10 protein-coding genes are annotated in these 12,290 nt (G+C 70.8%); 7 read left to right on the plus strand and 3 right to left on the minus strand.

Annotated features, from left to right (window positions below; translation table 11 throughout):
• Nucleotides 1-60 precede the first annotated feature (60 nt).
• Entirely contained in the window at nucleotides 61-2,955 is a 2,895-nt protein-coding gene (locus tag ABZ567_RS15070; RefSeq protein ID WP_360788995.1) for a vitamin B12-dependent ribonucleotide reductase, read from the plus strand.
• 115 nt (nucleotides 2,956-3,070) lie between these two features.
• Here ABZ567_RS15070 and ABZ567_RS15075 read toward each other — a convergent pair whose 3' ends face one another.
• Entirely contained in the window at nucleotides 3,071-3,601 is a 531-nt protein-coding gene (locus tag ABZ567_RS15075) for a TerD family protein (protein WP_360788998.1), read from the minus strand.
• 141 nt (nucleotides 3,602-3,742) lie between these two features.
• Here ABZ567_RS15075 and ABZ567_RS15080 point away from each other — a divergent pair, with 141 nt between their 5' ends.
• From ABZ567_RS15080 to ABZ567_RS15105, 6 genes are all read left to right on the plus strand, one after another.
• The gene (locus ABZ567_RS15080) at nucleotides 3,743-4,573 is read left to right on the plus strand and encodes an arylamine N-acetyltransferase (protein ID WP_360789001.1); all 831 of its coding nucleotides are present in this window, start codon (nucleotides 3,743-3,745) and stop codon (nucleotides 4,571-4,573) included.
• Between the two features lie 42 nt (nucleotides 4,574-4,615).
• Complete coding sequence (locus ABZ567_RS15085) at nucleotides 4,616-5,221, plus strand: YdbC family protein (protein WP_360789004.1); 606 nt, start codon at nucleotides 4,616-4,618, stop codon at nucleotides 5,219-5,221.
• Nucleotides 5,222-5,393: 172 nt separating this feature from the next.
• The gene (locus tag ABZ567_RS15090) at nucleotides 5,394-6,053 is read left to right on the plus strand and encodes a histidine phosphatase family protein (protein ID WP_360789007.1); all 660 of its coding nucleotides are present in this window, start codon (nucleotides 5,394-5,396) and stop codon (nucleotides 6,051-6,053) included.
• 12 nt (nucleotides 6,054-6,065) lie between these two features.
• The gene (locus tag ABZ567_RS15095; RefSeq protein ID WP_360789010.1) at nucleotides 6,066-6,974 is read left to right on the plus strand and encodes an ADP-ribosylglycohydrolase family protein; all 909 of its coding nucleotides are present in this window, start codon (nucleotides 6,066-6,068) and stop codon (nucleotides 6,972-6,974) included.
• 689 nt (nucleotides 6,975-7,663) lie between these two features.
• Nucleotides 7,664-8,377, plus strand: coding sequence for a ribonuclease HII (locus ABZ567_RS15100; RefSeq protein ID WP_360789012.1), 714 nt, complete (start codon nucleotides 7,664-7,666; stop codon nucleotides 8,375-8,377).
• A 106-nt stretch (nucleotides 8,378-8,483) separates the two neighbouring features.
• Entirely contained in the window at nucleotides 8,484-9,122 is a 639-nt protein-coding gene (locus ABZ567_RS15105) for a hypothetical protein (RefSeq protein WP_360789015.1), read from the plus strand.
• Between the two features lie 57 nt (nucleotides 9,123-9,179).
• Here ABZ567_RS15105 and ABZ567_RS15110 read toward each other — a convergent pair whose 3' ends face one another.
• Together ABZ567_RS15110 and ABZ567_RS15115 are read right to left on the minus strand one after the other, a co-directional pair.
• Entirely contained in the window at nucleotides 9,180-9,809 is a 630-nt protein-coding gene (locus ABZ567_RS15110; RefSeq protein WP_360789018.1) for a hypothetical protein, read from the minus strand.
• A 228-nt stretch (nucleotides 9,810-10,037) separates the two neighbouring features.
• Complete coding sequence (locus ABZ567_RS15115) at nucleotides 10,038-12,221, minus strand: RecQ family ATP-dependent DNA helicase (RefSeq protein ID WP_360789021.1); 2,184 nt, start codon at nucleotides 12,219-12,221, stop codon at nucleotides 10,038-10,040.
• Nucleotides 12,222-12,290: the final 69 nt, after the last annotated feature.

Consider the following 12,290-nt stretch of genomic DNA (forward strand, 5'->3'; position numbering starts at 1 on the left):
GACGGTGCCCTGGGACTATCTGGGTGCCAAAGTGTGTTTTGCCCGTATATGGGAGGCGGCATGACAGAGACGGCGAGCGGTCCGGCACGTGGTTCTCGTTCCAAGGGGACCAAGGCGGCGAGCAAGGGCCTGCGTATCGAGCGCATCCACACCACCCCTGGCGTGCATCCGTACGACGAGGTGGCCTGGGAGCGCCGTGACGTCGTCATGACCAACTGGCGCGACGGCTCGATCAACTTCGAGCAGCGTGGCGTCGAGTTCCCCGACTTCTGGTCGGTGAACGCGGTCAACATCGTCACCAGCAAGTACTTCCGCGGGGCCGTCGGCACCCCGCAGCGCGAGACCGGTCTGAGGCAGCTCATCGACCGGATCGTGAAGACGTACACGAAGGCCGGCGAGGAGTACGGCTACTTCGCCTCGCCCGCCGACGCCGAGATCTTCGAGCACGAGCTGGCCTACGCCCTCCTGCACCAGATCTTCAGCTTCAACTCGCCGGTCTGGTTCAACGTCGGCACGCCGCAGCCCCAACAGGTGTCCGCCTGCTTCATCCTGTCCGTCGACGACTCCATGGAGTCGATCCTCGACTGGTACAAGGAAGAGGGCATGATCTTCAAGGGCGGCTCCGGCGCCGGCCTGAACCTCTCCCGCATCCGCTCCTCCAAGGAGCTGCTCTCCTCCGGCGGCAACGCGTCCGGCCCGGTCTCCTTCATGCGCGGCGCCGACGCCTCCGCGGGAACGATCAAGTCCGGCGGCGCGACACGTCGCGCGGCCAAGATGGTCATCCTCGACGTCGACCACCCCGACATCGAGGACTTCATCCAGACGAAGGTCAAGGAGGAGGAGAAGATCCGCGCCCTCCGTGACGCGGGCTTCGACATGGACCTGGGCGGCGACGACATCACGTCCGTCCAGTACCAGAACGCCAACAACTCCGTCCGTGTGAACGACACCTTCATGAAGGCCGTCGAGGCAGGCGAGAAGTTCGGGCTCACCTCCCGCATGACCGGTGAGGTCATCGAGGAGGTCGACGCCAAGGCGCTCTTCCGCAAGATGGCCGAGGCCGCGTGGGCCTGCGCCGACCCGGGCATCCAGTACGACGACACGATCAACCGCTGGCACACCTGCCCCGAGTCCGGCCGGATCAACGGCTCGAACCCCTGCAGCGAGTACATGCACCTGGACAACACGTCCTGCAACCTCGCCTCGCTGAACCTGATGAAGTTCCTCAAGGACGACAGCAAGGGCCACCAGTCCTTCGAGGTCGAGCGCTTCGCCAAGGTCGTCGAGCTCGTCATCACCGCGATGGACATCTCCATCTGCTTCGCCGACTTCCCCACCGAGAAGATCGGTGAGAACACCCGCGCCTACCGCCAGCTCGGCATCGGCTACGCCAACCTCGGCGCCCTGCTGATGGCGACCGGCCACGCGTACGACTCCGACGGCGGCCGTGCCCTCGCCGGTGCCATCACCTCCCTGATGACCGGCACCTCGTACAAGCGCTCCGCCGAGCTGGCCGCTGTCGTCGGCGCGTACGACGGCTACGCCCGCAACGCCGAGCCGCACCAGCGCGTCATGCGTCAGCACGCCGACGAGAACACCAAGGCCGTCCGCGTGGACGATCTCGACTCGCCGATCTGGGCCGCCGCCACGGAGGCCTGGCAGGACGTGATCCACCTCGGCGCCAAGAACGGCTTCCGCAACGCCCAGGCCTCGGTCATCGCCCCGACCGGCACCATCGGTCTCGCGATGTCCTGCGACACCACCGGCCTCGAGCCCGACCTCGCCCTGGTCAAGTTCAAGAAGCTCGTCGGCGGCGGCTCGATGCAGATCGTCAACGGCACCGTCCCGCAGGCCCTGCGCCGCCTGGGCTACCAGGAGGAGCAGATCGAGGCGATCGTCGCCCACATCGCCGAGCACGGCAATGTGATCGACGCCCCCGGTCTGAAGACCGAGCACTACGAGGTCTTCGACTGCGCCATGGGCGAGCGCTCCATCTCCGCGATGGGCCACGTCCGCATGATGGCCGCCATCCAGCCGTGGATCTCGGGCGCCCTCTCCAAGACCGTGAACCTGCCGGAGACGGCCACGGTCGAGGACGTCGAGGAGGTCTACTTCGAGGCCTGGAAGATGGGCGTCAAGGCGCTCGCGATCTACCGCGACAACTGCAAGGTCGGCCAGCCGCTCTCCGCCAAGAAGAAGGAGGAGGAGAAGGTCGCGGTCACCGCGAAGTCCGAGGCGACGATCCGCGAGGCCGTCGAGAAGGTCGTCGAGTACCGTCCCGTCCGCAAGCGTCTTCCCAAGGGACGTCCGGGGATCACCACCTCCTTCACCGTCGGTGGCGCCGAGGGTTACATGACCGCCAACTCCTACCCGGACGACGGTCTCGGCGAGGTCTTCCTCAAGATGTCCAAGCAGGGCTCGACGCTCGCCGGCATGATGGACGCCTTCTCCATCGCCGTCTCCGTCGGTCTGCAGTACGGCGTCCCGCTCGAGACGTACGTCTCGAAGTTCACCAACATGCGCTTCGAGCCGGCCGGCATGACGGACGACCCGGACGTGCGGATGGCGCAGTCGATCGTCGACTACATCTTCCGTCGCCTGGCGCTGGACTTCCTGCCCTTCGAGACCCGCTCCGCCCTCGGCATCCACTCGGCCGAGGAGCGCCAGCGTCACCTGGACACCGGCTCGTACGAGCAGTCCGAAGAGGACGAGGTCGACGTCGAGGCCCTGGCGCAGTCCGCGCCCCGCACCCCGGAGCTGAAGGCCGTCGCGCCCCCGGCCCCGAAGGTCGAGGTCCCGGCCCCGAAGCAGGCCCACACGTCGGCGGAGCTCGTCGAGATGCAGCTCGGCATCAGCGCCGACGCCCCGCTCTGCTTCTCCTGCGGCACCAAGATGCAGCGCGCCGGCTCCTGCTACATCTGCGAGGGCTGCGGCTCGACCAGCGGCTGCAGCTGACCGCCGGCGGGACCGCGCCGGACATGATGTCCGGCGCGGCCCGAGCGGGTGACTGACCAGCGCCTCACGAAGGGGGCCGGCCTCGTGGCCGGTCCCCTTCGTCGTGCCCGGGGACTCAGGGGCGGGCGGAGCCCATCAGGCGGGCGAAGTCCTGGGGATCGGCGTCGAAGCCGCGGCTGAGCGGGCGGTACGTCCAGCCCTCTCCGCCGTCGCGGGTGAACTCCACGACCGTCGCCGACAGGGCGTCCGGCACATCCGCGAAGTCATGGACCAGCAGGTCCGTGTAGCCCTCGCGGACCCGTACACCCGTGCTCGCTATGTCGCCGAAGGTCCGTCGGCCACCGCCCTGCTGTATGGCGACGCCGACCACCACGCGGGCGTACCGCGGTGCCAGCCGGTCCAGCTCCAGGGTCATGGCTTCGTCGTAGCCGAATCCCTGGCCCGTACGGCTGTCGCGGTTGAGCGTGATCGTGCCGTCGGGGGAGCGACTGCCGAAGTGCACCAGGTGGACCGGTGCTCCGTGCGGGTCGTCCGCAGCGAAGACGCCGGCGACGATGTCCAGGTCGTGGGCCGGGGCACCGGTCGGGGCGGGGTCCCACCTGAGCGTCACCTCGACCCTTCCCACTCCCTTGTTGAGTCCGCTCATGTTGCTTCCCCTCTCCGCGTGCGCCCCCGCGCACGCTTCACGTCGTACCGTCGACCCGCTCGAAAGCCCGTGGTCGTAAGCCGATTACTCATGGTGTCATGGGGCTACGACAGTGGACCGAGGGTTGAGGGGGAGATCGGTTTGTGGAGCGGTGAGGAGCTGGATCTCGACGCATATCTGGCTCGAATCGGTTACGAGCCCGAGCGGGACGGGGAACTCGTACCTGATCTGCGGACGTTGACGTACCTTCACCGTGCCCATGTCGGAGCCGTACCGTTCGAGAACCTCGACGTCGCGCTCGGGAAGCCGGTGCTCCTGGACCTGAAGAGCCTGCAGGGCAAGCTCGTCGAGAGGCGCAGGGGAGGCTACTGCTACGAGCAGAACGCTCTGTTCGCGGCCGTACTCGAGCGGATCGGCTTCGCGGTGGCCGCGCGCGGAGCCCGTAACCGGTCGCGGGGCGCGGTGCGGCCGCCGGTCACGCACGCGCTTCTGGTCGTCGCGATCGAGGGCGGGGAGTGGCTGGCAGACGTCGGGTTCGGTTGGCAGGGGCCGCTGGAGCCCGTGCCGCTGCACGACGGGGCGCGGGTCCAGCAGGGCGGCTGGACGTTCGCGATCGGGGCCGAGGAGGAGGGCATCCACGTACTGCGCTCCCTTCGGCCGCAGGGCTGGACCGATCTGTACGCCTTCGCCCCACAGACCCTCTACCCCGGCGACTTCGTCGTCATGAACCACTACAGCTCCAGTCATCCGCAGTCGCGTTTCCTCGGCCAGGTCGTGGCCCAGCGGCCCGGCGCGGAGGTGCGCAGGGCGTTGGTGCGCGAGACGCTCTCGGTGATGCGGACGGACGGTGTGACCGAGGAACGGATCGTGGGTGCCGCCGAGTTGGTCGCGACCCTGGAGACCGAGTTCGGGATCGAACTGGACGACGAGGAACGCGCGGGAGTGGAGCGAATACATCCGGCGGGAGTCTGAAGGGGCCTGCCGGGGCGGTCATCGGCCCCGTACGATGGCGCGGTGCTGGTCAAGTGGATTCGCTGCACCGTGGTGGACCGTCGAGGGTTCGAGCGGGGGCAGCGGAAGTGGGCGGGGCTGCTCGGTGAGCCGGGGTTCCGGGGGCAGGGTGGCGGGTGGAGCCGGGCTCGGCCGGACGTCGCCCACATCTTCGCGTTCTGGGAGAGCCGGGCCTTCTACGACTCCTTCATGGCGCGCTCGCACGACCGTCTGGCGACCGCGCAGGTCGGCACGTTCAAGGACGGCCAGGTCAAGCTTTTCGATCATCGCTTCGACGTGAAGACGGGGTTCGAGCCGCGGTTCTCCGACGCCGATGTGGCGCGGGTGGCGCACTGCCGTGTCCACGAGGACCGCGCCGAGCATTTCGCGCTCATGCAGGAGAAGGTGTGGAACCCGGCGATGGCCGGGTCTCCCGGCATGCTGCGGGGCCTGTTCGGGGAGGCGCCCGGCAGTGAGTTCCTGGTGCTCTCGATGTGGCAGTCCGTCGCGGAGCACGGGAAGTACCGGGCGGAACGCATCGAGCGGCTCGGTCTGCGGGCGAGGACCGCGGCCGACGTGGCGGCGCTGGACGGGGACGTGGTGCAGCTCGAACCGTCCTGGACGGTCTGAGAGGGTTCGAGGCCGGTGCGGACGGCGTCGCCGGTCCGGGTCCGGGCGGTGCGGCCGAGAGGTCGGCGGACCGGGCGGGCGCACGCCGAGGCAGCCGGGCCGCGTACGCCGGACGGCCTTCGGGTGCCCCCTCGGCCGAGCCCGCCGGGGACCGACGATCTAGGGTCGGGGTATGGCACGACCGCGGCGCATCGTTCTCGTACGGCACGGAGAGTCCGAGGGCAATGCCGATGACACGGTGTACGAACGGGAGCCCGACCACGCGCTGCGGCTCACCGCGACCGGGTTGCGGCAGGCCGAGGAGACGGGGGAGTGGCTGCGGGAGCTCTTCGGGGAGGAGCGGGTCAGCGTCTACGTCTCGCCGTACCGCCGCACCCATGAGACCCTCCGCGCCTTCCGGCTGTCGCCCGAGAGGGTCAGGGTGCGGGAGGAGCCACGCCTCCGGGAGCAGGACTGGGGCAACTGGCAGGAGCGGGACGACGTACGCCTGCAGAAGGCCTACCGGGACGCGTACGGGCACTTCTTCTACCGCTTCGCGCAGGGGGAGTCGGGGGCGGACGTCTACGACCGCGTCGGGGCGTTCCTCGAGAGCCTGTACCGCAGCTTCGAGGCACCCGACCATCCGCCCAACGTGCTGCTGGTCACCCACGGACTGACCATGCGCCTGTTCTGCATGCGCTGGTTCCACTGGACGGTCGCGGACTTCGAGTCGCTCGCCAATCCGGGCAACGGCGAGACGCGCGTCCTCCTGCTCGGCGAGGACGGGAGATACCGTCTGGACCGGCCGTTCGAACGCTGGCGTACCCCGGAACCGTACGGCCCTACCGGATAGAGTGGCAGACCGATGACCGCTGACTCCGCATTCGACCGGCGCTTCGACCGCGCCCTGGCCAGCCTGCGCGGGCTGTCCGTGGGAGACGCCCTGGGCTCCCAGTTCTTCGTACCCGCCCACTACCCCCTGCTGAAGCGGCGCGAGCTGCCCGACGGCCCCTGGCAGTGGACCGACGACACCGAGATGGCCTGCTCCGTCCTGGCCGTCCTCGCCCGCCACGAGCGGATCGACCAGGACGCCCTGGCGATGTCCTTCGCCCAGCACCACGACTTCGACCGTGGCTACGGCCCGGCCGTCAACCGGATGCTCCGGCTCATCCGGGAAGGCGGCGACTGGCGGGAGCTGGCCGCCGCGCTCTTCCAGGGGCAGGGCTCCTGGGGCAACGGTGCCGCGATGCGGATCGCCCCGCTCGGAGCCTGGTACGCGGAGGACCCGGAGCAGGCCACGCACCAGGCCGAGATCTCCGCGTACACCACCCATCAGCACCGCGAGGCCGTGGTGGGCGCGATGGCCGTCGCCGCCGCTGCCGCGCTGGCCGCCGACCCCGCCGGACCGCCCAGCCCCGAGGCACTGCTCGACGGCGTCATCGCCCTGGTACCGCGCAGCGCCGTCGGTGCCGGCCTGCGCCGGGCCCGCGACATGCTCGACTACGGCGACGCGGGCACGGTCGCCGCGGTGCTCGGCAGTGGCCGGCGGACGAGTGCGCACGACACGGTGCCGTTCGCCCTCTGGTCGGCCGCCCGTGGGCTCGGCGATTTCGAGCGCGTGTTCTGGACGACCGCGCAGGTCGGAGGCGACGTCGACACGACCTGTGCCATCGCCGGGGGTGTGGTGGCCGCCGCGGCGACCGGTGCGCCGCCGGCGGAATGGCTGCGCCAGACCGAGGCCCTTCCGGAGTGGGTGCCGGTCACGGCCGCCTGAGAAGCCGTGATGTCCCTTGGATCCCCGGCGGGGATCCAAGGGACATCGGTGTGAGGCTCGGGCGCCTGCCCGGCGGCTTCCGCACCGCCGCTGAGCGCTTCCAGATCGCTCGTGCGTACTCGGATCCGGCGTCGGCCGTCGGAGGAGGACCTCGTCGCGGACGTGCTCCGGGCCGGATTGCCGACGCTCGACGAGGCGCCGGATCTCGGGAGTGCGCGCGGGGATCTGTACGAACTGGTTGCCGTCGGGTCCGGGACGTCATGTGCTCCAAGCCCGGATTCGTCGTGCGGGCTGTGCATTCACGAAAGCGATGCCGAAGCCGCCGAAAGGTTCTGCGACCTGATCGTCGCGAGAGCGGTCGAGCCTTGGGTCGGCTCTTCGGAGCCGCCCTGGGGTGCGGAATTGCCCGGGTCGAGGTGCGGTCCGACGCGGACGACGACCCGGTGCTCGACGTCATTCCCGCCATGATGATGTACGGCTCCAAGGTGTGCGCGAGCGAATGGACGGACGTGGGCTCGCCGACCTGGTCGACCGGATCACGGTGCCGCCGCTCCGTTTGTGACGCGGCCGGGAACGCTCCCCGAGGCTGGCTCACACGGCCTCGGGGGCCCGGCGTGAAGCCCCCGGGGGCCCCGAGGGGGAATCCGGGTATCGCGCGCGGCACCAGGCGGCGTAACCTGTCAGGCGCCATGCCGTACGAACCACCCACCCACACCGTTGAGCGATCGCTCCGAGCCACCACCGGCGCCAAGATCGTCGCCGGGGTCGACGAGGTCGGGCGCGGGGCCTGGGCCGGTCCCGTCACCGTGTGCGCGGCCGTCACCGGCCTGCGCCGGGCGCCCGAAGGCCTCACCGACTCCAAACTGCTCACGCTCAAGCGCCGCACCGCGCTCGCCGTGGAACTGGAGCGGTGGGTCACGGCGTACGCGCTCGGCGATGCCAGTCCGCAGGAGATCGACGAGCTCGGAATGACCGCGGCGCTGCGGCTCGCGGCGGTCCGGGCACTTGAGGGCCTCCCCGTCCGGCCCGACGCGGTCATCCTCGACGGCAAGCACGACTACCTCGGCAGCCCCTGGCAGGTCCGCACGGTGATCAAGGGCGACCAGTCCTGCGTCGCCGTCGCAGCCGCCTCCGTCATCGCCAAGGTCCGCCGGGACGCCGTCATGGCACAGCTGCAGGGCACCGAGGCCGAGAACTACGCGGCGTACGCCTTCGGGGCCAACGCGGGCTACCCCTCGCCGGTCCACAAAGCGGCGCTCGAAGAGCTGGGGCCCACCCCTCACCACCGTCTCTCCTGGGCGTACCTGGACGCGATGCCCAGGTGGCGCCACCTCAAGAAGGTCCGCCTCTCCGCCGAGGCGGCCGCGCTGCAGAGCGGGGGCCAACTCGGCTTCGACTTCTGAACTTCCGGCCGCGGGACCCTGGTGCAGGGCTTCCCGCACGGCCGGGGCGCACATCTGTGCCCACCCGCCGGTGCCACGCGCAGCGGCGTTTGATAGACATCCACCCATGCCTCTGTTCCCCGAGGAGCCTCAGATTCACGAGAGCGCCCAGGGTCCCCGCGCCACCGCGGCCGCCGGCCGTCCCGCGTCGACCCCCCGTCCTGTACCCGGCCCGCGTACCGCGGCCTCACCGCGGCCCGGACGCCCCGTTCCCGGTCCGGCCAGGCCCGCGTCGCCCACCCCGCGCCCGCCCGTCGGTGCCGAGCCCTCTCCGGCGCGCACTCCGGAGAATCGTTCCCACCAGCGGTCCACGCCGCAGCTCCAGCTGATCCCGGCCTCCGTCGACGGCGCGCTCGACGCCGCCGACGAGGCTCTGGACCTGCTCCTGGACAGTGGCCGGGCACCGGGTGAGGTCCTTGTGCTCACCACCGGCGACCCGCACCCCTGGACCACGCACGAGCTGTCGTTCGGTGAGACCGCCTACTGGGCCCAGCAGGACGCCGGTGACGACGTGTTCTTCGCGCACGCCGCCGCCGTGGAGCGGGCGAACCCCCGCCCCGTGGTGATCGTCGCCGTGAACGGCGGGGACGACGAGGCGGCCGCCAAGGCGCTGCCGTCGGCGATGGCCCGCGCGAGCGCGCTGCTCGTCGTCTGCGGTGACCCGCAGCGCGTCTCGGCGCTCCTCGGAGCGGGCGCCGGCGTCTGACCGACCACCCCTCCGCCGGACCGAACCGGGCCGGCGGAGGTCGAGGTGCGCGTGCGATCAGCGCGCGGCCGCCCTGCGCAGGGGCTCGGTGGCACCGCTCGCGGTTCTCGGCGTGAGTCGGCCGAGCTCGGCCGGCGCGTCACCGAGAGGCAGCGGCAACGAGTCGGAACCAGGACGTCGGCCGCCCCGGCCCTCGCCGAGCACCTGCCAGCCGCCGCGGGTCAGCGTGATGTACGCGCCGCAGCGGAGACCGTGCAAGGTGCAGGCGTCCCGGAGGCCCCACATCCACGCTCCGTCCTCCTCCGTCCAGCGCTCGTCGCCCTCGCGGCAGTACAGCAGGACCGCGGTCCGTACGGGCGTGCGCCTGCGCAGGTCGTGCGGGATGACCCGCCGCAGGTGTGCCAGCAGCGCGTTGCGGAACTCCCAGCCGTCAGCCGGGGAGGGGCGCCGGACGAACGAGGCGCTGGCCGCGAGCCTTTCCTCGTGGTCGAGGACCGCCAGGACGGCCGTCGAGGGCGTGGGCGTATGGCGCGAGTGCAGGCCGCTGACGATCTCGCGGGGGTTGCGCAGCAGCGGGATCCCGGCGGCTGACCACTCGGCGGGTTCGAGTATCCGAGCGAGGCGGCTGGCGGACTCGGACGACGATCTGAGCGAGGCGGCTGTGGGCGGAGCGAATCCGAGGGTCACGGTCCTCCCTTCGGATACGCGCCCGCGGGGCGGGCAAGGTCGGGTGAAGGCGCACCACGGCACAGTCCTTCCGGACCGCTGACGGGCCGTGCGAGGCGGTTTCCCAATTCTTGCTGGCCCGTGCGCGAGCGGCAACGAGCAATTGAGGCAGCTGACGGGAATGGGTTGGTATGCCACCCATATCCCTGCCCAGTTGCCCATTGTTCACTCCCCGTTTCCCCACCTGTCTCACCCCTGGACGGCGAGCACCAGCGGAAACACCCCTTCCGCTCCGGCCCGCCGCAGCAGCCGGGCAGCCACCGCCAACGTCCAGCCGCTGTCGGAGAGATCGTCCACGAGGAGAACCGGCCCACCCGCGGCGGCCAGGCGCCCGCCCAACTCGGCGGAGACCGTCAGGGTCCGCTGCAGACCCATCACCCGCTGAGCGCTGTTGGTCCGGGAGAGGCGCAGCTCCTCCGCCTCGGGCGCGTACTCCACCGCACCGAGCAGGGGCATCCTCCCGATCTCGGCGATGCGCTCCCCGAGCGACCCCACCAGTCGCGGCCTGCGGAGGGAGGCGACGGTGACCACCCCCGCGGGCCGCGCCGGCGCGTCCGGCGCTCCGGAGGCCCAACCCCCAGGCCCCTTGGCCCAGTCGGCGAGCACATGCACCACCGCCTGCACGACATCGTCCGGCACGGGTCCGTCCGGGGCGCCGTCGGCCAACAGCGGACGCAGCCGGTTGCCCCAGCCGATGTCCGAAAGCCGCCCCAGAGCCCGGCCGCCGAAGGCCTGCTCGCGGGGAGGAATGCGGCCCTTCAGGTCGACCCCGACCGCGGCGAGTCCCGTCGGCCACATCTTGCGAGGCTCCACCTCCACGCCGGGCCGGCCCAACTCGCCCTTGGCGGCGTCCAGGGCCGCGTCCGACACCTTCGGATCGAAGCGGTTCCCCGCGCAGTTGTCACAGCGACCGCACGGAGCGGCTTCCTCGTCGTCCAGCTGGCGCCGGAGGAACTCCATCCGGCATCCCGTCGCCGCCGCGTAGTCGCGCATCGCCTGCTGCTCGGTCGCCCGCTGTCGCGCCACCCACGCGTACCGCTCGGTGTCGTACACCCAGGGTCGGCCGGTGCTCTCCCAGCCGCCCTTCACACGGCGCACCGCGCCGTCCACGTCGAGGACCTTGAGCATCGTCTCAAGGCGCGTCCTGCGCAGCTCCACCAACGGCTCAAGAGCGGGCAGGGACAGGGGTCGGCCCGCCTGCGCGAGCACATCGATCGTCCGGCGCACCTGTTCCTCGGGCGGAAAGGCCACCGACGCGAAGTAGCGCCAGATCGCCTCGTCCTCCTGCCCGGGCAGCAGCAGCACCTCCGCGTGCTCCACCCCTCGCCCGGCCCTGCCGACCTGCTGGTAGTACGCGATCGGCGAGGAAGGCGACCCCAGATGCACCACGAAGCCCAGGTCCGGCTTGTCGAAGCCCATGCCGAGGGCCGACGTCGCCACCAGCGCCTTGACCCGGTTGGCCTGCAGGTCGTCCTCGGCCTGTTGCCGGTCGGCGTTCTCCGTCCGGCCCGTGTACGACGAGACCGTGTGTCCGCATTGGCGCAGATAGGCCGTCACCTCGTCGGCCGCCGCGACCGTCAGGGTGTAGATGATCCCGGAGCCGGGCAGCTCGCCGAGATGATCGGCCAGCCAGGCCAGCCGGTGGGCCGCGTCGGGCAGTCTGACCACGCCCAGACTCAGACTCTCCCGGTCCAGCGGCCCGCGCAGGACGAGGGCGTCCGTGCCGGCGCCCGTGCCGAGCTGCTCGGCCACGTCCGCCGTCACCCGGGCGTTCGCCGTCGCCGTGGTGGCGAGGACCGGCACCCCGGACGGCAGGTCGGCCAGCATCGTGCGCAACCTGCGGTAGTCAGGCCGGAAGTCGTGCCCCCAGTCCGAGATGCAGTGGGCCTCGTCGACCACGAGCAGTCCGGTGGCGGCAGCGAGCCGGGGAAGGACCTGGTCGCGGAAGTCGGGATTGTTGAGCCGCTCGGGGCTCACCAGGAGCACGTCCACCTCACCGGCGGACACCTCCTCCTGGACCGTGTCCCACTCCTCCGTGTTCGACGAGTTGATCGTCCGGGCGCGGATGCCCGCCCGAGCCGCCGCCTCCACCTGGTTGCGCATCAACGCGAGCAACGGGGAGACGATCACGGTCGGGCCGCTTCCCCGCTCACGGAGCAGTGAGGTCGCCACGAAGTACACCGCCGACTTCCCCCAGCCGGTCCGCTGCACCACCAGGGCCCGCCGACGGTCGGCGACCAGGGCCTCGATGGCCCGCCACTGATCCTCGCGCAGTCTCGCCTTTCCGGTCGGGTCCGATACGAGGCGGGCGAGCACGGTGTCGGCGGCGGTCCGGAGTGCGGCGCGGTCTTCCAGGGGGTCTGCGTGGGTCATGCCTCCATGCAACCCGATGCCTCGGACATCGCGCGAATGAGAGGCCGAACCTGTGGACAACTCGAGGGG

The organism is Streptomyces sp. NPDC016459 (genome assembly GCF_040632845.1).
Taxonomy (GTDB): domain Bacteria; phylum Actinomycetota; class Actinomycetes; order Streptomycetales; family Streptomycetaceae; genus Streptomyces.

Bases quoted from the DNA above. Each gene is read 5' to 3' on its own strand.
- ABZ567_RS15075 (WP_360788998.1), bottom strand. From the start codon at position 3,601: ATGAGCGGACTCAACAAGGGAGTGGGAAGGGTCGAGGTGACGCTCAGG.
- ABZ567_RS15115 (WP_360789021.1), bottom strand. From the start codon at position 12,221: ATGACCCACGCAGACCCCCTGGAAGACCGCGCCGCACTCCGGACCGCC.
- ABZ567_RS15100 (WP_360789012.1), top strand. From the start codon at position 7,664: ATGCCGTACGAACCACCCACCCACACCGTTGAGCGATCGCTCCGAGCC.
- ABZ567_RS15095 (WP_360789010.1), top strand. From the start codon at position 6,066: ATGACCGCTGACTCCGCATTCGACCGGCGCTTCGACCGCGCCCTGGCC.
- ABZ567_RS15105 (WP_360789015.1), top strand. From the start codon at position 8,484: ATGCCTCTGTTCCCCGAGGAGCCTCAGATTCACGAGAGCGCCCAGGGT.
- ABZ567_RS15090 (WP_360789007.1), top strand. From the start codon at position 5,394: ATGGCACGACCGCGGCGCATCGTTCTCGTACGGCACGGAGAGTCCGAG.
- ABZ567_RS15070 (WP_360788995.1), top strand. From the start codon at position 61: ATGACAGAGACGGCGAGCGGTCCGGCACGTGGTTCTCGTTCCAAGGGG.